Source organism: Curtobacterium sp. MCBD17_030, from assembly GCF_003224255.1.
In the GTDB taxonomy this organism is placed as follows: Bacteria; Actinomycetota; Actinomycetes; order Actinomycetales; family Microbacteriaceae; genus Curtobacterium.
Map to the genome: position 1 here is coordinate 79,205 of NZ_QKLI01000010.1, position 22,068 is coordinate 101,272.

Below are 22,068 nucleotides of genomic sequence, written 5' to 3' on the forward strand. Positions count from 1 at the left end.
CATGGCGCAGACCCCCCTCCTCACCCTCGACCGGGTGAGCAAGTCGTTCGGTCCCGTCCAGGTGATCACCGACGTCACCGTCGACGTGCACGCCGGGAAGGTCCAGGTCCTCCTGGGCGAGAACGGTGCTGGCAAGTCGACCCTCATCAAGATGATGTCCGGGATCCACCAGCCCGACGGCGGACGGATCCTGGTCGACGGGGTCGAGGTGAGCCTCCCGACCGTCTCCGCCGCGGAGCGGCTCGGCATCGCGACGATCCACCAGGAACTCAACCTGGTCGGCTCGCTCAGCGTCGCCGAGAACGTGATGATGGGCCGGATCCCGACCCGCTTCGGGCTGGTCGACCGGAAGACGCTCCGCCGTCAAGCCGAGGCCGCCCTCGCGGTGATCGGGCTGGACGTGGACGTCGACACCCCCGTCGGCGAGCTCGGCATCGCACGGCAGCAGCTGGTCGAGATCGCGAAGGCGCTCAGTGTGGAGGCGCGGATCCTGATCCTCGACGAGCCCACCGCCGCCCTCACCCGCCACGAGACCGAGGCCCTGTTCCGCGTGGTCGCGGACCTCCGGGCCCGGGGCGTCGGCATGCTGTTCATCAGTCACCACCTCGACGAGATCGCCGAGATCGGCGACACGGTCGCCGTGCTCCGCGACGGCCACTTCGTCGCCGAGGTCCCCGCCTCCACGCCCGAGGACGAACTCGTCCGCCTCATGGTCGGCCGGAGCATCGAGGAGCAGTACCCGACCGGCAGCGCCGTGGTGGACCGCGCGGACGCCGTCCTGCGGGTCGAGCACCTCACCGCGGCCGGCCGGTTCCAGGACGTGTCCTTCGACGTGCACGCCGGGGAGATCGTCGGCATCTCCGGACTCGTCGGTGCCGGACGGACCGAACTGGTCCGGGCCATCGCGGGCGCCGACGGGTACGACAGCGGCACGGTCACCGTCCGCGGCCGGCAGCTCGGCAAGGGCAGCGTCGCCGGGGCGATCCGCGCCGGCATCGGGCACGTGCCCGAGGACCGCAAGGGCCAGGGCCTGGTGCTCGGCGCCTCGGTCAACGACAACCTCGGGTACGCCACGCTCGCGTCGAGCGCCCGGGGCGGACTCGTCGACTTCGCCGGGCAGAAGCAGCGTGCCGAGCAGGTCGCTGCCCGGCTCCGCATCCGGATGCACGACATCGACCAGCCGATCGGGTCGCTCTCCGGCGGCAACCAGCAGAAGGCCGTGTTCGGTCGCTGGATCCTCGCGGGCTCGAGCGTGCTGCTGCTCGACGAGCCCACCCGTGGCGTGGACGTCGGCGCGAAGGTCGAGATCTACGAGCTCGTCAACGCCATCACCGCCGGTGGGGGTGCCGTCGTGATGGTGTCGAGCGAGCTGCCCGAGGTGCTCGGCATGAGTGACCGGATCCTCGTCATGCGAGGCGGTCGGATCGCCGGTGAACTCGACGGTGCCGACGCCACCGAGGACGCCGTGATGACCCTCGCCGCCCGCGACGTCCCGGACGCCGACGCCGCCTGACGACGGCCCCCCTCCCGCGCGGTCACCCGCGCGCACATCCCCGCGTACAGCGCAGTACCCACCAGAAAGCACATGCCGCATGTCATCGACCACTGCGAAGGCCCCGAACCGGTCCTTCTCGTTCACGAAGTTCCTGGCGAACAACGGCGCCCTCGTCGGCCTCGTCGTGCTCTGCATCGCGCTCTTCATCGCGACGCCTGACTTCCTCACCGGCCGCAACATCCTCAACATCGGCATCCAGGTGTCGACCGTGGCCGTGCTCGCGTTCGGCGTGACCTTCGTGATCGTCGCGGGCGGCATCGACCTGTCCGTCGGCTCGGTCGCCGCGCTGTCGGCGATGGTCTCCGCGTGGTTCTTCGCCACCGCGGGGCTGCCCGGCTGGCTGGCCCTGGTCGGCGGACTCGTCGCCGGACTCGCCACCGGCGTCGTGAACGGCCTGGCCAGCGCCTACGGCAAGCTGCCGTCGTTCATCGCGACCCTGGCGATGCTCAGCGTCGCCCGCGGTCTGACCCTCGTGCTCTCCGACGGCAAGCCGGTGCCGACCTCGCCCCAGGTGTCGTTCCTCGGTGGGGACATCGGACCCGTGCCGGTGCCGATCATCGTCCTCGTGGTGGCCGCGCTGATCGCGTCCTTCATCCTCAACCGCACCGTGATCGGTCGGAGCATGTACGCCGTCGGGGGCAACGCCGAGGCAGCACGGTTGTCGGGCCTCCCGGTCAAGCGGATCGTCGTCATCGTGTTCGGGCTGTCCGGGCTGTTCGCCGCACTCGCCGGCCTGCTGCTGGCGGGTCGACTCGACTCGGCGCAGCCGCAGGCCGCCAGCGGCTACGAGCTCGACGCCATCGCGTCGGTCGTCATCGGCGGCGCCTCGCTCGCGGGCGGTGTCGGCCGGATCTCCGGCACCTTCATCGGTGCGCTCGTCCTCGTCGTGATCCGCAACGGCCTGAACCTGCTCAACGTCAGCTCGTTCTGGCAGCAGGTCGTCATCGGCCTGGTCATCGCGGTCGCCGTCGGGTTCGACGTGCTCCGCCGCAAGACGCGCAGCAGCTGACGCGCTCCTCTCCTCTTCCTCCTCCCCACCCTCTCCACAAAGGAACCAACGATGAAGTTCTCCTCCTTCCAGAAGGTCGCCACCGTCGGCGTCGTCGCCGGCCTGGTCGTCCTCGGCACCGCCGGATGCAACCGCACGAGCAGCACCGGCGCGTCGGGTGGCGGCGACATGAAGATCACGCTCGCCCTCTCCACGCTCAACAACCCGTTCTTCGTCGAGGTCCGCGACGGCGCGAAGGCCGAGGCGAAGAAGCAGGGCGTCACCCTCGACGTCGTCGACGCCCAGAACGACTCCGCCCAGCAGGCGAACCAACTGCAGACCGCCTCGAGCGGCAGCACGAAGGCCGTCATCGTCAACCCGGTCGACTCCGACGCCGCCGGCCCGAGCGTCACCGCACTGAACAAGGCGGAGATCCCGGTCATCGCCGTCGACCGCACCGTCAACGACGCCTCGGTCGACTCGTTCATCGCGAGCGACAACGTCGCCGGTGGCAAGCAGGCCGCCGACGACCTGGCGAAGGCGATCGGCGAGAAGGGCGAGATCCTCGTCCTGCAGGGTCAGGCGGGCACCTCCGCCAGCCGTGACCGCGGCCAGGGCTTCGCCGAGGGCATCAAGGCCTACCCGGGCATCAAGGTCGTCGGCAAGCAGACCGCGAACTTCGACCGCGCCACCGCGCTCGACGTCACCACCAACCTGCTGCAGGCCCACCCCGACGTCGTCGGCGTCTTCGCCGAGAACGACGAGATGGCACTCGGCGCGATCAAGGCCCTCGGGGCGAAGGCGGGCACGAGCGTCAAGGTCGCCGGCTTCGACGGCGAGGCCGACGGCCTCAAGGCGATCCAGGACGGCACGCTGAGCAGCTCGGTCGCCCAGCAGCCGGCCAAGCTCGGCGCGCTGGCGGTCGACCAGGCCGTGAAGGCCGTCTCCGGCAAGGCCGAGAAGACCGTCCAGGTGCCCGTCGTCTCGGTGACCAAGAGCAACGTCGGAGACTTCACCAAGTGAGCCGTCCCACCGGAACCGTGGTCGTCGTGGGTTCGCTCAACGTCGACCAGGTCGTGACCGTCGATCGCCACCCCGCACCGGGTGAGACGCTCATCGCGACCTCCTTCGCCCTGCTCCCGGGTGGCAAGGGTGCGAACCAGGCCGTCGCGGCCGCCCGTCGAGGCGCGCCGACCGTGATGGTGGGGAGCGTCGGACGCGACGGTGCGGCGAAGGTGGCCACGAGCCTCCTGGCCGACAGCGGCGTCGACGTCACCCACGTCCGCGCGGTCGACGCCCCCACCGGGCTCGCGACCATCACGGTCGACCGCAGCGGCGAGAACACGATCGTCGTGGTCCCCGGGGCCAACGCGTCGACCGGGACGGAGGCTGTGCTCGCGGCCGCGGACGCCGTCGCGTCGGCCGCGGTGGTCGTCCTGCAGGGCGAGGTCCCCGCGGACGGCGTCGGCGCCGCCGTCACGGCGGCGACCGGGCGGGTGCTGCTCAACCTGGCGCCCGTCGTGCCGGTCGGACGGGCGGTCGTGCTCGCCGCCGACCCGCTCGTCGTCAACGAGCACGAGGCAGCGCTCGTCCTCGCGCAGCTCGTCCCGGGTGCCGAGGTGCCGGCGGACGAAGGCGCGCTCGTCGCGACGCTCCGCTCGCTCGGCATCCGGTCCGTGGTCGTCACGCTCGGAGCACGCGGTGCCCTGGTCTCCGACGACGAGGACCCGGCAGCGGTGGTCGCCGTGCCGTCACCGCGTGTGGTGGCGGTCGACACCTCCGGCGCGGGCGACGCGTTCGTCGGGGCGCTCGCCGCCGGGCTCGCCGCGGGACGCTCCTTGCTCGAGTCGGCTCGCCAGGCCGTCCGGGTCGGGGCGTTCGCCGTGCAGGGGGTCGGGACCCAGCCGTCCTACCCGACGCTCGACGACGTGCTGCCCGAGGTCGCGCCCGAGTCCGAGTCCGAACTCGAGTCCGCGCCCGAGGACGGGACGGACGGAGCGCAGGGAGTCGACGCATGAAGAAGACCGGCATCCTCAACGCGGAGTTGAACGCGGGGCTGAGTCGGCTCGGCCACGGTGACCTCGTCGTGGTCGCGGACTGCGGGCTCCCGATCCCGCCGGGAGTCCCGGTCGTGGACCTCGCCCTCGTGCACGGAGTCCCGCGCTTCGTCGACGTCCTCGACGCACTGCTCGGGGACGCGGTCTTCCAGGACTGCGTCGTGGCGACGGAGGTCGCCGGGACCGAGGCCGAGACGTGGTTGGCCGAACGGTTCCCGGAGCGCCGGTCGGTGTCGCACGAGCAGCTCAAGGCGATGTCCGGCGGAGCGCGGCTGTTCGTGCGCACCGGCGAGGCGACGCCGTTCGCCAATGCGGTGCTCGTCTGCGGCGTCCCCTTCTGAGGTCCGGGCCGTCCGGCTCGTCCCCGATCGTCTGTACCCCGATGGTCCCCATGGTGGAGGACTAGCTTGGCGGGACCCGGAAAGACGTCGATACCGCGGCGGACACGCTGACGCGGGAGTTCGGCGGTGGTGCCCCATGTCACGAGCCCGCGCGATGGTCCGTTCAGCCCTCATGATCCCGGCGCGCGTCGGACGCGTGAGCGAGTTCGTCTTCCGCCGTTCCGACGCCGCCTGGGACGTGTTCCCCGACGACGACCCGGCCGGCACCGTCCCGGGGTCGGCGGTCGACCGGGTCTGGTTCGTCGGCGAGCGCGGTGAACTGTCGCTCGGCGTCCGTACCCACGAGCTGTCCCTCCCGGCGTTCTTCGCCCGGAAGCGCGCAGGCCGATGTGGTCGAGGGACCTCGTGGTCAATCGCGAGCGCACCGTCGTCGAGCGTCCGACAGCTGCCCCCGATCGTCCACGCGCACCGCGAACACCTGCAGGAGTGCGAGCTCGCCGTCGTCATGGTGGGCATCACGGACGCCCTGCGGGTCATGCCTCCGAGGACGTGGGAGGAGCACCTCCGGGACACCGTCACCGCACTCCTCGAGGTGCTCCCGCCCACCGCCCGGGTCCTCGTCGGTGAGATCCCGCCCCTCGACAACGCCGGCAGCCTCTCCCGTCCCGCGCGGGCCGCCGCCGGCGTGCACGGGAAGGCGCTCAACCTCCGGTCTCGCGCGGTGGCGGAGGACCACCCGCGCGTCAGCGTCGTCGGCTTCCCGGAGGAGCTGACGCGATCGGTGTGGCGTCCGGAGGCGGAGGAACACCGGTACCGCGACACCTACGCGGTGTGGGGCGCACACCTGGCCGCCCACGCCTGAGCGTCCGTCCCGATCTCCACGACCGCATCGGCTCACGTCCGCGGTCCCTCGAGCGCTCCGGCGTCAGCCCAACAGTGCGCGCAAGGCGGCGACATGTCCGTGGTAGGCGCTGCGACCCTCCGGGGTGAGTGCGAGCCACGTCTTGACCCGCCCCTTGCCGGTCGGCTTGCGCACCGTCAGGTACCCCGCGTCCTGCAGCACCTTGACGTGCTTGCTCGTCACCGAGTCGCTCGCGCCGAGCACGTCGCGCACCACCGAGAACTCGGCCTGGTCGAGCGGATCGAGGAACGCGCAGATCTGCAGACGGTTCGGTGCGTGCACCACCTCGTCGAACCTCCCGCTCACGCCGCTCCCCCGACCCGTCGACGGCGCGGCGGTCACGAGGCCTGCACGCGGCCCTGCCGCAGCTCCGACCGCAGCCGGCGGTCGAACCGACGTCCGAGCACGACCATCGCCACGACGACCATCACCGCCAGCACCCACACCGGCCAGAGGAGGCCCGTGGCCTCGTGCACGAAGATCGCGGCGACGACCGCGACCACATCGAACACGCCCATCGCCACTGCCCACCGGGTCGCGGCTCCGGCTCGGTGGCCGGAGACCCACACACCGGTGAGTCGGCGGTAGGCCGAGACGAGCGCGAGGATCCCGGCGAAGAAGACGACGAGCACGGCCGCTCGGACGACGGTGTCGCCCAACGCGTAGCCGACCAGGTAGGCGCCGGCGAGCAGGCCCAGGGCCAGGTGGTACCACCACGGGGTCACCAGACGGTCGGCGACGGAGGCCCTGGTCGCGTCGACCGCAGCGAGCGCCTGTCGGGCGTCGGTCGGGTCCGAGCCGTCGGGTGCGCTGTTCCTCGGGTCGTTTTCCATGTCGGCAAGTCAATCATTTGCCGCCATGGAAAGTCAACGGTCGACCGGGACCGGAGGATCGTCACGCAGCCGCTGGAACATGCGGTGGTCCTGCCACCGGCCCGCGATCTCGAGGTACCGCGGGGCGAGGCCGTACTGGACGGGACCGTTGCGGGCCAGCACCCGCTGCGAGGCGGTGTTGTGGACGAGGGTCTCGGCCTGGACGCGATGCAGGCCGAGCTCGTCGAACGCATGCCCGAGCGCCGCGGCGACTGCGTGGGTCGCGAGGCCTCGGCCGGTCCGGTCCTCCGACAACCAGTACCCCATCGCGCAGGACCGGAACGAGCCGCGCACGATGCCGCTGAGGGTCAGACGACCTGCCACCTGGCCGTCATCGTCGAGGACCACGAACGGGACGGTCCCGCCGCGACGGTGTTGCTCCAGCACGAGGTCGATGTCCGTCCGCTGACCGGGGACGGTCTCGTACCCGTCGGCGCGGATGGGGCTCCACGGCGCGAGGAACGCCCGGTTGCGGACGAGCAGGTCGGAGAGTGCGCGGCCGTCGCCGGGTTCGATCAGGCGGATCGTGGTCATCGTGCGCGTCCGTCGAGCACGGGTCGGTCGAGCGCCAGCGCGAGTTCGAGCGTGTTCCCCGCGGTGAAGCCGACGGGACGTGTCCGCCCGGTGGGGACGAAACCATGACGCGCGGAGAAGCGGCGCGCGGGCTCGGCGTGCTCGTGGACGTCCGAACGGAGACGTCCAGCGCCTCGCTCGTGCACCCACCGGACGATGCCGTCCAGCAACGCATCGGCCACCCCGTTCCCCCGGCCTCGGAAGTCCGGCGAGACGAAGACGCCGGTGAGGACAGGGTCCGTCCCGTCGCCGTCCCAGCTCTGCGCGCTCATCATGCCGATCCACCGCCCGGTGTGGGTCTCCACGGCGGCGAGGCTGGTCGCTTCGACGGCCTGACCACGCCGCGCACGCAGTCGCCAGTCGGCCTCCGTCATCGCGAGGGTCGTCTCGAGCGTCGCGCCGTACGAGATCGGGTTGTCCGTCGCGTTCTCGATCCGCAGCGCACGCACCAGCGGCCAGTCGTCCTCGACGGTTCGACGGACGGAGAACGAGACGCTCATGCCGGTGACGGTACCGGGCTCGGCCTCCTGGGGCGTTGTGAAGCCGTCACCGGAGTTCTTCGCCCGGGTCGTCACGGCCTCCGCGTGCCGCGCCGCCGAGGTCCTGTACGTCGGCGACCGCTTGGACAACGACATCCTGCCGGCGAAGGCAGCCGGGATGCGGACCGCGTTCATCCGCCGTGGACCGTGGGGACACATGCATGCCGCGCGCGCTGAGGCTGCCCGACCGGACCTGTGGCTGGACACGTTGCAGGACCTCGTCCGCGCACTCTCCTGACCCGTTCGGGCGCGATGTTCGGGACCGGCCCTACGCTCGAATCATGGAGATCCTCCGTCCCATCGACCTGGCCACCTGGCCCCGGCGCGAGCACTTCGAGCACTACCGCGACCGCGTCCCGTGCACGTACGCGATGACGGTCGACGTCGACGTGACCGCACTCCGGATGGCCCTCAGCGGGACGGCGGTCAAGAGCTCGGTCGCGGTGACCTGGGCCCTGTCGACGATCGTGAACCGGCACCAGGAGTTCCGGATGGCGCTCCACCCGACCGGCGCTCCCGCGGTGTGGGACGTCGTGCACCCCGCGTTCACGGTGTTCAACCCCGAGCGGGAGACGTTCGCCGGCGTGTGGACACCACACCGCGACGACTTCGCGACCTTCCACGGCGAAGCGGTCGAGGTCATCGAGCGACACCGCACTGCGACGTCGCTCTTCCCGCAGTCCGACACCCCGGCGAACACCTTCGACGTGTCGAGCATCCCGTGGGCGTCGTTCACCGGGTTCACGCTCGACATCGGCGGCGGGTTCGACCACCTGCTCCCCATCATCACACTCGGTCGCTACCGGCAGACGACGGGCCGGACGGTGATGCCCGTCGCGATCCAGGTGCACCACGCGGCGGCGGACGGATTCCACACGGCGCGACTGGTCAATGAGTTGCAAGTGCTGTTGGCATCGCCGGAGTGGACGCAGGCAGCTGCTCGTTGACCTCACAGGTCTGACGTCGAACCTGTCCGTTCCCTCCCGGACGCCGTCGTAGAGTCCCGAGGACGAGGATCGGAGCATCGATGGAAGACCTGCACGGCGTGCGCGCACTCATCACCGGCGGGACCTCGGGACTCGGCCGCGCCATGGCCGAGGGACTCGTCGAAGCTGGCGCCCGGGTGGCCATCACTAGCCGGTCGGAACACCGTGTCGCCGACGCTGCATCAGCCATGGGCCCCGAGACACTGGGCGTCGTGATGGACAGCCGGAACGAGGACTCGGTCACCGCCGGCGTCACCGCTGCGTGGGACACGCTCGGCGGGATCGACCTGCTGGTGAACAACGCCGGGATCGGGATGCGCACAGTCAACCCGAACTTCATGACGACTCCGCAAGGCTTCTGGGACGTCACGCCCGCGGGCTTCCGTGACGTGGTCGACACGAACCTGACCGGTTACTTCCTCGTCGCGCGGGCGGTGGTTCCGCGCATGCTCCAGGCCGGGGGTGGTCGCGTCGTCACGGTCAGCATGAACCACAGCACGATGAACCGACGCGGGTTCGTCCCGTACGGCCCGTCCCGAGCCGGAGCAGAGGCGCTCGCCCGGATCATGGCGGCGGACCTCGCGGACACGTCCGTGCGGGCGAACATCCTGCTGCCAGGCGGTGCGACGGCGACCGGGATGCTCGACGGCACCGCGAGGCCCGGCAGCCTCGCGGTGCTTCCCGCCGACGTCATGCGGGCACCGATCCGGTGGTTGGCGTCCGCCGACGCGGCCGACCTGCACGACGAACGGATCGTCGCGACGGAGTTCGCGGAGTGGTCGGCAGCGCGTGGGCGGTGACGGCCGTCAGCCCCGACGGATCAGGCTCGGGGTCGGACGAACTCCGCCCACTCCTCCGGGCGCCGCGCGGCGAACCAGGCGTCGACCAGGCCGGTGCGCGGTGAAGCGCAGCTTCGTGCTCTCGGCGGTCGCGCTGCCGCCCCCGGTGTTGGTCGTGTCGCTCCTGGTCCCCCTCGAGCCGCCTAACGACCATCGGGCACGACCGAACGCCCGTCCCCACCCGCAGCCCGGGCCTGCAGCCCCTGGTCGAGGAAGTCGATCATCCAGGTGAAGCTCTCGTCCACGTCGGCGCCGAGCTGGAACCCGCCGGACACCTCGAGGGTGGCGAAGCCGTGCAGCATGCTGCGGAGCATCCGGAGCGCGTGCACCTCGTCGGCCGGGTCGAGCCCGTAGTCCCGCAGGACCGTGACGAACGACGACAGCGACCGATCGAGGGCCGTGGCGAGCGGGTCGTCGGCGTCCGCCGGTCGGCTGCCGGTGGTGGCGGCGTAGCGGCCCGGGTGCTCCTGCACGTACCGACGGACGGTGCGCGCGGCGGCGGCCAGGGCCTCCCGTCCGGTGCTCCCCCGGGTCGCCTCCGTCAGTGCCTCGGTCAGCTCGGCGGCAGCGAGGGCTGCGATCCGCCGGGTCAGGTCCGGGAGGCCCGCCACGTGCTTGTAGAGCGACGGCGGCTTCACGCCGAGCCGGTCCGCGACGGTGCTCATGCTCAGCTGCGCCAGGCCGTTCTCGTCGGCGAGGACCGCGGCGGCCTCGGTGACGACCGCGGGGTCGAGTCCGGCTCTAGGCACGGTCGCCACCCGTGGTGGTCGCCGTGAGCGTCCGCCCGAGGAACGGGAGCAGGAGGTCCATGACCTCGGCCGGGGTCTCGCGGTGCGGGTAGTGCCCGGCTCCCTCGATGACGGCGAGTTCGCCGAGGCCGGTCGGCAGGTCGCCGAGGATGCGGCGACCCTCGGCTGCGGGGTCGGCCCAGTCCGGGTCGGCACCGCCCTGGACGACGAGCACCGGGCAACGGACGTCAGCAAGTCGAGCGCCGGCGTCGGCCGGGTTGGTCTTCGTCATCGCCTTGAGGACGGCCATCCGCTCGGGCTGCCGCAGGGTGTCCTCGATGTGCCCGCGTTCGGTGGCCCAGTCGGCGGGCTTGGTGGCGACGGCCAGGTCCAGGTAGGCGAGCCAGCCCGGCAGGCTGCCGGCCGTCATGACCCGGAGGAGCTGGACGGTGCCGGATCGGTGGTGGTTCCGGTTGCGGAGGAACCCGCCGAGGTCGAACGACTGCGCCCGGGTGAAGGGGGCGAGTTCCACGACGCCGGTGATGAGCTCCGGGGCGTCCGCGGCGGCGATCGTCGCGGCACCGCCACTGATCGACTGACCGACGACGACCGCCGGGCCACCGAGGTGCCGGACGACGGCGACGAGGTCCCCGGCGATGTCGGCGCGGGAGTACCCGGCCCAACCGGTGCTCGAGTCGCCGCAGCCGCGGATGTCGACGTTCGCGACCCGGTACCCGGCGGCGACCAGTTCGGGGACGAGGAACCGGTACGAGTGCCGGCTGTCGCCCATGCCGTGGGCGAGGACGACGAGGGGTCCGGTACCGCTGACGTCGATGGCGATGGTGCCGCCGTCACGTTCGATGTGTTCGAGCATGTGTGCCTCCTGGCTACGAGTGTTAGCCAAAGCTAACACCCATAGCCAAGAACGTCAACAGCCGGTCAGGAAGTGCCGTCCGCGACGATGAGCTGCAGCTGCGACAGCGTGATCGGCGTCAGGGCGTGGAACGTCAGGGTCCCGCCGTGGACCCCGCCGACGAACGGGAACACCCGGGTCTGCCCGGCCCAGTCGAACACCTCGTCCCGCCCCTCGAGCACGTGCACCGCTGTACCGTCGACGTCCCGCAGCACGATCCGCCACGACGCGGTACCGGCGGCCGCGACCGTCACCGTGACGAGCGACACGGCCTCGACCGTCACCGGCACCGCGACGGACTCCCCCGCCGCGAGCGCCACGACGGTCGCTCCCGCGTCGTCGGTGAGCGGTGACGCGCCGACCGGCAGCACGTCGTCGGGGGTGTCCCGGTACCCGTGCAGCACGGAGGCCGAAGCCGGCCGGCTGTCCGCCGCCCACCCTCGAGGTGTGTCGGTGAGCGCGACCTCGATGCGCGAGGCACCGACCACGACAGCGTGCGGGATGCTCACCGACTCCCACGGCTCGCCGTCGACGGTCACGGAGGCGATGAACGCCCCGCTGCCGGTGGTCTCGATGACGGTGGGCGATCCTCCCGCCCGGTTCAGCACGGTCCGGCGGACCGACGGCGGCACGATCACGTAGGTCCCGGTCGACGGCGCCAGCGGGTACAGCCCGATGGTCGCGAAGACGTACCAGGCGCTCATCTCGCCGTTGTCCTCGTCGCCGGGGTACCCCTGCCCGAGGTCGGAGCCGACGAACAGCCGGTCGAGGCACTCCCGGACGATGCGGTGCGCGTCGTCGTGCCGGCCGGCGAACATGGGGAAGAACGGGATGTGGTGCGCGGGCTGGTTCGACAGTCCGAGCATGCCCATCCGGATGTCGCGGGCCTCGGTCATCTCGTGGATCGCGAACCCGTACGAGCCGGAACGGTCGGTCCCACCGGTCTCCCGTCGCGCCCAGAACCGCGCGAACGCCTCGTCGAAGCCAGCCGGACCGCCGTGCAGCTCGACGACGCCGGCGCCGTCGTGCGGCGCGGTGAACATCGTGCCCCACGCGTTGGTCTCGGTGTAGTCGCTGCCCCACACGTCGGGGTCGAAGTCGTCGCGCCACGCGCCGTCGGGCGTCCGCCCGATGAAGAACCCGCGCTCGCGGTCGAAGACGTTCCGGTACTGCAGGGAACGGCGCGCGAACCACTCGTGCTCGGCGCGGTACCGGGCAGCGCCGACGTCGTCACCGGCCGCGACCGCGCGGTCGGCCAGGGCATCCGCCAGCACGGCGACACCCCAGTCGTTGATGGCCGCGTCCAGGGTCCACGACATGCCCTCGCCAGTCGCCGTGTCGACGTACCCGCGGAACAGGCCCGGGAGGCTCCCCTTCCGCCCGACCCGCCGGTCCCCCGCCGGGACGGTCGCGTTCCGCAGCGCGGACCGGTACGCCTGCTCGAGGTCGAACCCGTCGACGCCCTTCGCGACGAGGTCGGCGAAGACGGTGTCGCTCGTGGTGCCGGTCATCACGTCCTCGGCGCCGGGAGCACTCCAGCGCGGGGTCCAACCACCGTCGGTGAAGTGGCCGACGACGCCCTCGGCCAGGTCGGCCGCGGTGTCCGGGGTGAGGAGTGCCAGCAGCGGCCAGGCGGTCCGGTAGGTGTCCCAGAACCCGTTCGTGGTGGTGAGCGGTCCGTCGACGACCTCGGGTCCGGGCTGGTCGCGGATCGGCTCGGACAGGACGTCGCCGTACGGGGACCGGTGACGCGGGCTGCCGGCCGGGTCGTCCTGGTGGACAAGGGCGGTCTCGCCGGCGCGGGTGGGGTAGAGGAACGCCCGGTACAGGCCGGAGTAGATCGACACGAGTTGGTCCTCGGTCGCGCCCTCGACCTGCAGGGTGTCGAGCTCGGCGACCCACCGGTCCTCGGCGTGCCGGCGCATCGCGTCGAAGTCGCCCGCCGCCGCCAGGTTCGCCCGGGCGTCCTCGGCGGACACCGTCGAGATGCCGAGCAGGACGTCGCTGTCGCCGGCGACCTCGACCGAGCCGCGCAGCAGCCCGTCGACGACCGTCGTGTGCGAGGCGACGGCGTTCCCGATCCGCAGGTGCACGTGGTGCGGTGGCGTCTCGGCGCGGTCGTCGAGCAGAGCGTCGACGATCGCCGTGCCGTCCTCGATCCGGACCTCGCACGAACGCAGCACACCGTGGTGGTCGAGGACGATGCTCCGGACACCGGTGAACCGCCACGCCAGGGCGAACTCACCGGCGGTCATCTCGGCGGTGACGCCCTCGTCGAGCGTGACCCGGTAGCGGTGCGGGCCGTCGAGCTCGTCGACGTGGTCGAACCCGAGCGCACGGGCGGTCCGGTCGACGTCGGGGTCGGCGAGCGGGGACGGCATGACCTGGAACACCCCGCGGTCGGCCATCCACGGTGAGGGCAGGTGGCTGGTGGCGAACGCCTGGATCGCGGGCCGGTTGTCGCTCGGCCGGTTGTGCTCTTGATAGGCGTACGGCCACCGGCTGTCGGCGGCGTTCGTCATCGGCAGGCCGAAGACCCCGCCGTGCGGCAGCCCCACGAGCGGTGCGTTGTTGCCGCGGGAGAACGTGCCGGACGAGTGCGTGCCGCGGGTGGTGCGGACGTGGTCGAGCGGGCGGGCGTCGGCGGGCACGGCACCGGTGGCGGGCCCTGCTGGCTCGATCCGGACGTCGTCGAGCCAGCCACGGACGGTGCGGACCACGCCGTCGGGGACTCCGACGGAAGCAGAGCCGGACGCTGGTTGGTCCGTCCGGCCGAGCCGGGCCTCCAGGCGGTCCACCACGCGGCCGGCGTGCGCCGACAGGTCGACGGTCCGCCGGTTCCACTGGTCGACCCACTGCTTGCGGGCGTCGTCCTGCGCCTCCGGGGTGACGGTGTCTCCGTACTGGTCGCGGGCGGAGTCGGTGCCGGACCCGGCACTGAGCCGGGTGCCGTCGGTGAAGACGATGTCGAGTGCGAACGCCGTGGCGGCCCAGAACCCGTCGAGGTCCGGCTCGGCCGGTTCGGTCTGCCCGTCGGGCAGTGACCGTTCCGGGAACCAGACCCAGGTCAGGACGTCGGTGGGTCCGACCTCCTGACCTGCCGGCCCGGGGACGACCACCACGGTCGCCCCCGGGCCGGTCTGTTCGATCAGGGTCGCCTCCTGCGAGACGAACCCGACCCCGTTCCGGGCCGCGACCGCGGTCGTCGGGCCGGCTGTCGGTCCGACTGCGGTCGGGCCACCACGGCGCACGTCACTCATCGATCAGTCGTCCGTCACCGGTAGACGGCCGACTGGCCGTACAGCACCTTCGTGAACTGCGACACGTAGGGGCTGACGTCACCGTCCGGCAGGTTGTACGTCATGTAGACGCCGTACCCGTCGGCCTTGGTCCGCTCGGCGAACGAGACGGCCGTGGCCACCGGGGTGTTCTGGATGTCGACCGCGGCGGCCGAGAGCTTCGACTTCGGCACACCCGGGATCTGCGGCGCCGTGTAGGTGCCGTAGTAGGGGTTCCACGCGTAGTCGAGCTTCTTGCCGATCGACGGCTTCTCCTGCTGCAGCGACGTCGACGACGGGCCGATGTCGTAGAAGGAGATGATCTTGCCGGGCATGTCCGCGCGGAGCGCCGAGACGAGCCAGCCGATCGACTGGTCGTTCGGCTGCGGTGTGCCGTCCACGCCGTAGTCCGAGTACTCGTCGTCCAGGTCCACGCCGTCCAGGCCGTACTGCTTGACCGTCGCGGACACCTGCGCCGCGAAGTCGCGGGCGTCGGCCTTGGAGGTGAAGTTCGCGAGCCCGGTGCCCTGGTGGTTGCCGAGCACGGAGAGCGTCACCTTGATGCCTTTGGCCTGCAGGGGCCGGATCTGCGTCGCAGCCTGGTCCAGCGTTCGCTGCACGTTCTCGTTGGCGTACAGGACCGCGTCGCCGTCCGCGTCGCGGTTGATGTTCGCGGCGAAGATGATCGCCACGTCGAAGGCGTTCGCACCGTTCTCGAGCGTGTACCGACCGACGTTCCGGAGTTCGTCGTTGTTCACCTCGACGTACGCGATGCTCGTCGGCCCGGACTTCGTCGGGGCGGAGTGTCCCGGCCGCCCGTGGCCGTGGCCGTGGCCGTTTCCGTGCCCCTGGCCGTGCGACGCGGCTGCCGGCCCGCCCGGCGCGGCTGATGCGGCGGCGGGCACCATCGGCGCCGCCACCATGGCGACCAGCGCCGCCACGATCCCGATCTTCATGGACTTCTGCATGTCACTCCTCTTCGAGTGGTGTCCGCGGCGACGAGGTGCCGCCGCGGGTCCACGACCGATCGGCCGTGGGACCCGCCGCCGGGACACCCGAAGTCCCGGCGGCGGGGGTCTCATCCGGCCACGGTCAGTGCGCTGCACCCCGTCGCGGGAAGCGGAACGTGCGGACCTCGAACGCGTCGACCGGGAAGGCCGCCACCCCGTCGGTGATCGCGGCGACGCCCGGCAGTGCCGGGTCGATCTCCTCGAGCAACGTGACCTCGACCGGCTCGTCGAAGGGTCCGTCGACCGCCAGGCCGCCCGTCCCGCGGCGTCCACCCGGCTCGTAGACCCGGACGACCAGGTCGCCGGAGCGGTCGTCGGCGAGCTTGACGGCCGAGACCACCACGTCGCCGGAGGCCTGCACGAGCGAGTCGAAGCCGTGCGCACCGGTGACCGTCCGGACGGCGGTGTTCATCGCCGTGCCGGCCGCGGTCGCGCCGACGATGTCCGTCCCGATGACGATCCCGTACCGGTGCGTCTGCACGCCCTGGTCGGTCTCCGGGTCCGGGAACCGCGGTGCCCGCAGCAGCGAGAGCCGGAGCGTCGTGGTGACGTGGCCGTCGACCGAGTCGCGTGTGACGTCGAACCCGTGGATCGAGTCGTTCACGAGCGCGACGCCGAATCCGGGCTCCTCGACGAGAACGTAGCGGTGCATGGACGTCTCGAACTTCGCGGCCTCCCACGAGGTGTTCGTGTGCGTCACCCGCTTCTGCGCGCCGAACTGCGTCTCGGCGATGGTGTGCTCGGCGCGGACGTCGAGCGGGAACGCCACCTTGAGGAACTTCTCGGTCTCGTGCCAGTCGGTGACCTGGGCGAACTCCAGGGTGCGTGCGCCCGGTGCGAGCGTGATCTCCTGCGTCACGGTGGACTCGCTGAACGCCCGCGACACCGTCACCCGGGCGGTCCCGTCGGCGTCGACCGAGGCACGGAGGCCGGTCACGTCGACCAGGTCCTCGACGCGGTTCCGGTAGTACCGGTCCACGTCCCACGCGTCCCACATGTTCGGGAAGTCCTGGTGCAGCTGCAGCAGGTTCGCGACCTGGCCGGGGGCGATCGCGTCGCGTCCGGTGGTCAGGTCGACCGCACTGGTGACGAGGCCGCGGCCGTCGACGACGACCCGGACCAGTTCGTTGGTGAGCACGATCCCGCCGTCGGCCTCGGTGAGGGTGACGGCGGTCGTCGCCGCCACGTCGGTGGTCAGGACCGCGCTCTGCGCCAGGGCACCGCTCTGGAGGCTCGGGGCCGGGTTGACGACGATCGTCCGGTCCCCGGGACCGGCGAGGGCCGACAGGGCGGAGGCGATGAGGGCCTCCAGGCGGTCGGCGACCTCGGCGTACCGCTCGACGGCCTCGCGGTGCACCCACGCGATCGAGGTGCCCGGCAGGATGTCGTGGAACTGCTGGAGCAGGACCTGCTGCCAGAGCGCGTCGAGCTCGTCGTACGGGTACGCGAAGTCGGTGCGGGCGGCGGCCGTGGCGCACCACAGCTCGGCCTCGACGAGCAGGTGCTCGCTGCGGCGGTTGCCCTGCTTGGTCTGGTGCTGGCTCGTCAGTGTGGCGCGGTGCAGCTCGAGGTAGAGCTCGCCGACCCACACGGGCGGGTTCTCCAGCTCGCTCTTGGCCCGGTCGAAGAACGCGTCGGGGTGCTCCCACGTGACGCGGGCGCTGCCCTCCAGGTCGGCCAGGCGTGCGGCCGTGCCGGTCATCTCACGGGTCGTGCCGCCGCCGCCGTCGCCCCAGCCGACCGGGGCGATCGAGCCGGTGGCCAGACGGTTCTCGCGGAACTGCCGGGCGGCCTTCGCCACTTCGGACCCGGAGAGCCGCGAGTTGTACGTGTCCATCGACGGGAAGTGCGAGAAGACCCGCGACCCGTCGATGCCCTCCCACAGGAACGTGTGGTGCGGGAACTTGTTCACCTGGTTCCACGAGATCTTCTGCGTGAAGAACCACTCGAACCCGGCGCGACGCATCAGCTGCGGGAGCGCCGGCGAGTAGCCGAAGCTGTCTGGCAGCCACACGCCCTTCGGTCGGATGCCGAACTCGCGCTCGAAGAACCGCTGGCCCTGGGAGAACTGACGAACGATGCTCTCGCCCGTCGGCATCACCGTGTCGGACTCGACCCACATCCCGCCGAGGGGCAGGAACCGGCCGGCGGCGACGGCGTCCTTGACCTTCGCGTAGACCTCGGGGCGGTGCTCCTTGATCCAGGCGTACTGCTGGGCGCTGGACATGCCGTAGAGGAAGTCGTCCGTCTGGCCGATGAGCTCGGTCATGCTCGACGTGGTGCGGGCGACCTTCCGGATCGTCTCGCGCACCGGCCAGAGCCAGGCGGAGTCGATGTGGGCGTGGCCGACGGCGGAGATCCGGTGCGCGGAGGCCTCGGCGGGTGCGGCGAGCACCTCGGCGAGCGCCGCACGGGCGGCGGGGGCGGTCTCCGGGATGTGCTGCAGGTCGAGCGCGTCGAGGGCGTCGTCGAGCGCCTGCAGGATCCGCATCCGGCGCGGGCCCTGCGGCAGCTCCTCCTGCAGTTCGAGCAGGACGTCGATGTCGAGTGCGAGCTCGTGCACCTCGGCCGCGAACACGGCGAGGTCCATCCGGCGCGACGTGTACAGCCGCTTCGGGGACGAGGTCCGGACGTCGCCCTCCTGCGTGACCAGGAAGGGGTGGTAGTCGAGCAGCACCGGGTTCGACGCCGCCTCGACGAAGAACTCGACGGTCTCGCCACCGACGGCCTGCTCGGCGATGAGGACCCACTGGTTGCGCGGGTTGATCGACTTCACCGGTGTGCCGTCGGACAGGTAGACGAGTCCCTCGCACTGGAAACCCGGCATGTTCTTGTCGAACCCGAGGTCGATGAGCGCCTCGACGCGCTGCCCGGCCCACCCGGCGGGGACGGTCCCGGAGAGGCGGAACCAGGTGGTGCCCCAGGCTGCTCCCCAGGGGGTGCCGACCTCGTACGGCTCGAAGGTGAGCGCGAGTCCCTCGGCGGGGGCGATCGGCTCGCCGGGCAGCTCGTGCCAGGCGGTGTCGAGCGGGACGGCGGTGGCGTGCACCTCGGGCAGGATGCGCTCGTCGAGCACGCGGCGTGCGCGGCCGATGGTGAGCGGGATGTCGTCGTGCATGGGTCCTTCCGGGGACGGCGGTGGTCGTCGGGTCGGTGGTGTTCGTCGTGCAGTCGGTCAGGCGGTCGGTCGTGCGGTCGGTCGTGCGGTCGGTCAGGGCATGGTCGCCGGGTGCGCGACCGAGAGCGCGGTCGCCGTGGTGCCCGCGGGCACGTCGACGCAGGTACGGATGCCGCGGGCTGCGAGCAGCGCGGTGTCGGCGAGCCGGGAGCGCAGCACCACCTGGGGCCCGCGTCCGTCCTGCTCGGCGATCGCGAGCCAGGCGACGGCGAACCGGCCGCCGGGGGCCGAGTCGGCGCGGGTGCCGTGCAGCGGCGCCCCGTCGGGAGCGACGTCGTCGAGGACGAGCGCGGTGGCCGGCGGGGTGGGTGCGTCGTAGCGGCCGTCACCGAACGTCAGCGCCATCTCGCGGAACCGCTCCCCCGTCGGCTTCACGCGGCCGTCGTTCGTCAGCAGGCCGAGGTCGTACTCGAGCTCCGGGAAGTCGGCGAGCGAGCGGGAGACGTCGTGCGAGCACCACCACGTGATCCCGGACAGCTCCTGCACGTCGAGGGCGTGCCGGATGGTCTGCTCGGTGAAGGTCGGGGCGTCGGCCACGTCCACCACGTTCGTCGGTGCGCCGACCTCCTGCAACCAGTTCGGCCGGTCTGCGCGACCGTTCCAGGCGGCGGCGAGTTGGAGCAGGTACTCCCCGTGCCGGACCGAGCCGGCACCGAGGGCACCGTGCAGGCGCGCTGCGCCGTTGAACACCCACGAGTGCGTGACGGTCGCGTCACCGTGCTCGGCGGCGTGCTCGGGGCCGAACGGCTGGGCGTCGTCGTACCAGGCGGCGTCGTACTGGGCCAAGGTGACCAGCGGTCGCCGGGCCGACGGGACGGACGCGCCACGGGCCTCCCGGCCGTCACCGAGCCCGGCCCTCGCCGCGTCGACCATCGCCGCTGCCCAGGCGTGTCCCTGCTCGGCGGTCGTCGCGAACGGTGCGGGGTGCGGGGCGTGCGCGAACTGGTTGACCTCGTTGCCGATGGTGACGCCGAGCAGGTTCGGCCGGTCTGCGACCGCGGCGGCGAGCGCCCGGACGTACGCGGCGGTCGAGGCGACGACGTCCGGGTCGGTGAACATGTTCCGGCGGTGCCAGCTGTCCAGCCAGGACGGCACGAAGTCGAAGCTGGACAGGTGACCCTGCAGGGCGTCGACGTTGACGTCGAGCCCGAACGAGCCGGCGATGTCGACGACGGTGGCGACGTCCTCGAGTGCCGAGGGGCGGATCAGCGTCCGGTTCGGCTGCACGACGGGCCACAGCGGGAAGATCCGCACGTGGTCGGCGCCGAGCGACGCGATGGCCTCGAGGTCCCGCGCGGTGTCCGAGGGCGAGAAGTCGAGCCACGAGTGGAACCACCCGTTCGACGGCGTGTGGTTGACGCCGAAGCGCATCAGCCCTTCACCCCGCCCTCTTCCACGCCCTTGAAGAAGAAGCGCTGCAGGAGCGCGAAGATCACCGCGATCGGGATGAACGCGATCATCGTGCCGGCCGCGATCATCCGCTGGTCGGTGGCGAACGTGCCCTGCAGGTACTGCAGACCGACCGTCAGGGTGAGCTTGTCCGGCGACTGCAGGACGATGAGCGGCCAGAGGAAGTCGTCCCACGCGCCGATGAACGAGAAGATCGCGATGACGGCGATGGTCCCCTGCACGGCCGGGAACGAGATGTAGCGGAGCCGCTGCATGGCGTTCGCGCCGTCCATCACCGCGGCCTGGTCGATCTCCTCGGGTACCTGCCGGAACGCGTTGAACATGAGCAGCACGTTGAGTGCGGCGATCATGCCGGGCAGGGCGACGCCGACCAGGGAGTCGGCGAGACCCAGGTCCTTCACGGTGACGAACTGGGAGATGATCGTCGCTTCGCCCGGCAGCACCAGGGTGGCGAGGAACAGGCCGAGGACGACCTTGCGGAAGCGCCACTGCAGCCGTGCCAGGGCGAACCCGGCGAGGGTCGCGAAGACGATGTTCCCGATCACGTCGATCGCGGCGACGATGAGCGAGTTGCCGATGTAGCCGAAGACCGGGATCGCGTCGGCGACGCGCAGGTAGTTGCCGATCGTCGGCTGCGACGGGATGAACGACGGGTTCGCCGTGTAGATGTCCTCACCGGTGCCCTTGAGCGAGGTGGAGAGCTGCCAGAGGAACGGGCCGATCGTGATGAACAGCACCACGATGAGCAGGACGTAGCGGATCACCTTCTCGCGGATGGACATGACGCCCCAGACCGCACGACGGCGACGCTTGCCGGTCCCGTCCGTCCCGCCCCGTCCGTCCGTTCCGCCCCGTCCGTCCGTTCCGCCCCGTCGGTCCGTTCGGGAGGCTGGTCCGCCGCCCGTCGCGCCGGCCACGTCGGGCGTCGGTGCGGCGAGGCCGGCGTTGCCGCCGATGACGGGTTCGCTGGTGTCGGTCGTGTTCGTCACTTGTCCGCCTTGCTGTTCATCCGGGCGAGGGCGAGCATCGGGATGAGCGTCACGGCGAAGAGCAGGAGGCTCAGGGCGGACGCGTAGCCGAGGTTGCCGGTGAAGCCGCGGGCGTACTGCTGGATGAGCATGACGAGGGAGTTGTCCTGGCCGCCGGGGCCGCCCGTCCCGTTCGTCAGGATGTAGAGCTCACTGAACACCCGGAGCGCACTCACGCACACGAGGATCCCGACGAGGGTCATCGTGCCGCGGACACCGGGCATGGTCACCGACCAGAAGCGTCGGACCGAGCCGGCACCGTCGAGTGCGGCGGCTTCGTGCAGGTCCTTGCCGACGTTCCCGAGCGCGGCCAGGAAGATGATCATGTAGTAGCCGAGGCCCTTCCACACGGTCAGGCTGATGGCGCTGAACAGCAGGAGCCACCGGTCCGTCAGGAACGGGATCGCGCCCTGCACGATGCCGAGCGACTGCGCCATCTCGTTGACGACACCGCGGTCGTCGAGGATCCAGTTCCAGATCAGCCCGACGACGACCGCGCTCGCGATCACCGGCGTGTAGTACGCGGTCCGGAAGAACGCGATGCCGGGCATCTTGTGCTGGACGAGCACCGCCATCAGGAGCGGGAGGACCGTCAGCAGCGGCAGGCAGACTGCCATGTAGATGACGCTGTTGAGCAGCGCCTCCCACACCTGCGGGTCCGCGAGCAGGGTCCGGAAGTTCGCCGTCCCCACCCAGGCGCTGACCCCGCCGAGCGGGCTCGCGTTCGTGAACGACAGCCGCACGGTGTTGATCGACGGCCAGAGACTGAACGCGAGCAGCCAGACCAGTGCGGGCAGCACCAGCAGCCAGGGCGTGAACCAGCGGTTCGCACGCATGACGATCCTCCCTCTTCCTTGACGTGACGAGCTGGG

21 protein-coding genes are annotated in these 22,068 nt (G+C 71.2%); 9 read left to right on the forward strand and 12 right to left on the reverse strand.

The genetic code is table 11. The features are described 5' to 3' along the window. Position 1 precedes the first annotated feature (1 nt). The 6 genes from DEI89_RS10555 (at position 2) to DEI89_RS10580 (ending at position 5,803) form a co-directional block, all read left to right on the forward strand. Entirely contained in the window at positions 2-1,513 is a 1,512-nt protein-coding gene (locus DEI89_RS10555; protein ID WP_110904003.1) for a sugar ABC transporter ATP-binding protein, read from the forward strand. Between the two features lie 79 nt (positions 1,514-1,592). Next, the gene (locus DEI89_RS10560) at positions 1,593-2,564 is read left to right on the forward strand and encodes an ABC transporter permease (protein ID WP_110904004.1); all 972 of its coding nucleotides are present in this window, start codon (positions 1,593-1,595) and stop codon (positions 2,562-2,564) included. A gap of 51 nt (positions 2,565-2,615) precedes the next feature. Next, complete coding sequence (locus DEI89_RS10565; protein ID WP_110904005.1) at positions 2,616-3,566, forward strand: substrate-binding domain-containing protein; 951 nt, start codon at positions 2,616-2,618, stop codon at positions 3,564-3,566. Beyond that, on the forward strand, positions 3,563-4,561 hold the full coding sequence (locus tag DEI89_RS10570; protein ID WP_110904006.1) for a ribokinase: 999 nt from the start codon (positions 3,563-3,565) through the stop codon (positions 4,559-4,561). The genes DEI89_RS10565 and DEI89_RS10570 overlap by 4 nt, the downstream gene beginning before the upstream one ends. After that, positions 4,558-4,941, forward strand: a complete 384-nt coding sequence (rbsD, locus tag DEI89_RS10575; RefSeq protein WP_110904007.1) for a D-ribose pyranase — start codon at positions 4,558-4,560, stop codon at positions 4,939-4,941. Before DEI89_RS10570 ends, rbsD begins: the two co-directional genes overlap by 4 nt. Positions 4,942-5,137: 196 nt before the next feature. Next, positions 5,138-5,803, forward strand: coding sequence for a hypothetical protein (locus DEI89_RS10580; protein WP_258368844.1), 666 nt, complete (start codon positions 5,138-5,140; stop codon positions 5,801-5,803). A 63-nt stretch (positions 5,804-5,866) separates the two neighbouring features. Here the strand turns inward: DEI89_RS10580 and DEI89_RS10585 are convergent, their stop codons facing one another. Genes DEI89_RS10585 through DEI89_RS18090 form a run of 4 tightly spaced genes read right to left on the reverse strand, consistent with a single transcriptional unit; the run spans position 5,867 to position 7,787 of the window. Beyond that, complete coding sequence (locus tag DEI89_RS10585) at positions 5,867-6,148, reverse strand: transcriptional regulator (RefSeq protein ID WP_110904038.1); 282 nt, start codon at positions 6,146-6,148, stop codon at positions 5,867-5,869. 32 nt (positions 6,149-6,180) lie between these two features. Further along, positions 6,181-6,675 (reverse strand): hypothetical protein, encoded by a 495-nt coding sequence (locus DEI89_RS10590; protein WP_110904009.1) that lies wholly within the window; start codon positions 6,673-6,675, stop codon positions 6,181-6,183. Between the two features lie 33 nt (positions 6,676-6,708). Beyond that, a complete protein-coding gene (locus DEI89_RS10595) occupies positions 6,709-7,248 on the reverse strand; it encodes a GNAT family N-acetyltransferase (RefSeq protein ID WP_110904010.1) in 540 nt (179 codons plus the stop codon). Beyond that, positions 7,245-7,787, reverse strand: a complete 543-nt coding sequence (locus DEI89_RS18090) for a GNAT family N-acetyltransferase (RefSeq protein ID WP_110904011.1) — start codon at positions 7,785-7,787, stop codon at positions 7,245-7,247. Before DEI89_RS18090 ends, DEI89_RS10595 begins: the two co-directional genes overlap by 4 nt. On the opposite strand from DEI89_RS18090, the gene DEI89_RS10605 reads away from it, so the two are divergent. From DEI89_RS10605 to DEI89_RS10615, 3 genes are all read left to right on the forward strand, one after another. Beyond that, on the forward strand, positions 7,702-8,064 hold the full coding sequence (locus DEI89_RS10605) for an HAD family hydrolase (protein WP_258366537.1): 363 nt from the start codon (positions 7,702-7,704) through the stop codon (positions 8,062-8,064). The two genes, DEI89_RS18090 and DEI89_RS10605, sit on opposite strands and share 86 nt — an antisense overlap. A 43-nt stretch (positions 8,065-8,107) precedes the next feature. After that, positions 8,108-8,773, forward strand: a complete 666-nt coding sequence (locus tag DEI89_RS10610) for a CatA-like O-acetyltransferase (protein ID WP_110904013.1) — start codon at positions 8,108-8,110, stop codon at positions 8,771-8,773. 80 nt (positions 8,774-8,853) lie between these two features. After that, positions 8,854-9,612, forward strand: a complete 759-nt coding sequence (locus DEI89_RS10615) for an SDR family NAD(P)-dependent oxidoreductase (RefSeq protein WP_181421595.1) — start codon at positions 8,854-8,856, stop codon at positions 9,610-9,612. Between the two features lie 182 nt (positions 9,613-9,794). Here the strand turns inward: DEI89_RS10615 and DEI89_RS10620 are convergent, their stop codons facing one another. The 8 genes from DEI89_RS10620 to DEI89_RS10655 form a co-directional block, all read right to left on the reverse strand. Beyond that, positions 9,795-10,400 (reverse strand): TetR/AcrR family transcriptional regulator, encoded by a 606-nt coding sequence (locus DEI89_RS10620; protein WP_110904039.1) that lies wholly within the window; start codon positions 10,398-10,400, stop codon positions 9,795-9,797. Then, positions 10,393-11,253, reverse strand: a complete 861-nt coding sequence (locus DEI89_RS10625) for an alpha/beta fold hydrolase (RefSeq protein ID WP_110904015.1) — start codon at positions 11,251-11,253, stop codon at positions 10,393-10,395. Before DEI89_RS10625 ends, DEI89_RS10620 begins: the two co-directional genes overlap by 8 nt. 65 nt (positions 11,254-11,318) lie before the next feature. Continuing rightward, positions 11,319-14,552: a GH92 family glycosyl hydrolase gene (locus DEI89_RS10630; RefSeq protein WP_110904016.1), complete on the reverse strand. Its 3,234-nt coding sequence runs from the start codon at positions 14,550-14,552 to the stop codon at positions 11,319-11,321. A gap of 14 nt (positions 14,553-14,566) precedes the next feature. Then, on the reverse strand, positions 14,567-15,538 hold the full coding sequence (locus DEI89_RS10635) for an endo-beta-N-acetylglucosaminidase H (protein ID WP_110904017.1): 972 nt from the start codon (positions 15,536-15,538) through the stop codon (positions 14,567-14,569). A gap of 124 nt (positions 15,539-15,662) precedes the next feature. Beyond that, on the reverse strand, positions 15,663-18,698 hold the full coding sequence (locus tag DEI89_RS10640) for a glycoside hydrolase family 38 C-terminal domain-containing protein (RefSeq protein ID WP_110904018.1): 3,036 nt from the start codon (positions 18,696-18,698) through the stop codon (positions 15,663-15,665). Positions 18,699-18,791: 93 nt separating this feature from the next. Beyond that, on the reverse strand, positions 18,792-20,129 hold the full coding sequence (locus DEI89_RS10645) for a cellulase family glycosylhydrolase (RefSeq protein ID WP_110904019.1): 1,338 nt from the start codon (positions 20,127-20,129) through the stop codon (positions 18,792-18,794). Continuing rightward, positions 20,129-21,157: a carbohydrate ABC transporter permease gene (locus tag DEI89_RS10650; protein ID WP_220034529.1), complete on the reverse strand. Its 1,029-nt coding sequence runs from the start codon at positions 21,155-21,157 to the stop codon at positions 20,129-20,131. Before DEI89_RS10650 ends, DEI89_RS10645 begins: the two co-directional genes overlap by 1 nt. Beyond that, positions 21,154-22,032: a carbohydrate ABC transporter permease gene (locus tag DEI89_RS10655; protein ID WP_110904020.1), complete on the reverse strand. Its 879-nt coding sequence runs from the start codon at positions 22,030-22,032 to the stop codon at positions 21,154-21,156. Before DEI89_RS10655 ends, DEI89_RS10650 begins: the two co-directional genes overlap by 4 nt. Between the last annotated feature and the right edge of the window lie 36 nt (positions 22,033-22,068).

Excerpts from the sequence above, each read along its gene's own strand:
- DEI89_RS10555 (WP_110904003.1), top strand. The coding sequence starts at position 2 with ATGGCGCAGACCCCCCTCCTCACCCTCGACCGGGTGAGCAAGTCGTTC.
- DEI89_RS10560 (WP_110904004.1), top strand. The coding sequence starts at position 1,593 with ATGTCATCGACCACTGCGAAGGCCCCGAACCGGTCCTTCTCGTTCACG.
- DEI89_RS10565 (WP_110904005.1), top strand. The coding sequence starts at position 2,616 with ATGAAGTTCTCCTCCTTCCAGAAGGTCGCCACCGTCGGCGTCGTCGCC.
- rbsD (WP_110904007.1), top strand. The coding sequence starts at position 4,558 with ATGAAGAAGACCGGCATCCTCAACGCGGAGTTGAACGCGGGGCTGAGT.
- DEI89_RS10590 (WP_110904009.1), bottom strand. The coding sequence starts at position 6,675 with ATGGAAAACGACCCGAGGAACAGCGCACCCGACGGCTCGGACCCGACC.
- DEI89_RS10595 (WP_110904010.1), bottom strand. The coding sequence starts at position 7,248 with ATGACCACGATCCGCCTGATCGAACCCGGCGACGGCCGCGCACTCTCC.
- DEI89_RS18090 (WP_110904011.1), bottom strand. The coding sequence starts at position 7,787 with ATGAGCGTCTCGTTCTCCGTCCGTCGAACCGTCGAGGACGACTGGCCG.
- DEI89_RS10610 (WP_110904013.1), top strand. The coding sequence starts at position 8,108 with ATGGAGATCCTCCGTCCCATCGACCTGGCCACCTGGCCCCGGCGCGAG.
- DEI89_RS10615 (WP_181421595.1), top strand. The coding sequence starts at position 8,854 with ATGGAAGACCTGCACGGCGTGCGCGCACTCATCACCGGCGGGACCTCG.
- DEI89_RS10625 (WP_110904015.1), bottom strand. The coding sequence starts at position 11,253 with ATGCTCGAACACATCGAACGTGACGGCGGCACCATCGCCATCGACGTC.
- DEI89_RS10630 (WP_110904016.1), bottom strand. The coding sequence starts at position 14,552 with ATGAGTGACGTGCGCCGTGGTGGCCCGACCGCAGTCGGACCGACAGCC.
- DEI89_RS10635 (WP_110904017.1), bottom strand. The coding sequence starts at position 15,538 with ATGCAGAAGTCCATGAAGATCGGGATCGTGGCGGCGCTGGTCGCCATG.
- DEI89_RS10640 (WP_110904018.1), bottom strand. The coding sequence starts at position 18,698 with ATGCACGACGACATCCCGCTCACCATCGGCCGCGCACGCCGCGTGCTC.
- DEI89_RS10645 (WP_110904019.1), bottom strand. The coding sequence starts at position 20,129 with ATGCGCTTCGGCGTCAACCACACGCCGTCGAACGGGTGGTTCCACTCG.
- DEI89_RS10655 (WP_110904020.1), bottom strand. The coding sequence starts at position 22,032 with ATGCGTGCGAACCGCTGGTTCACGCCCTGGCTGCTGGTGCTGCCCGCA.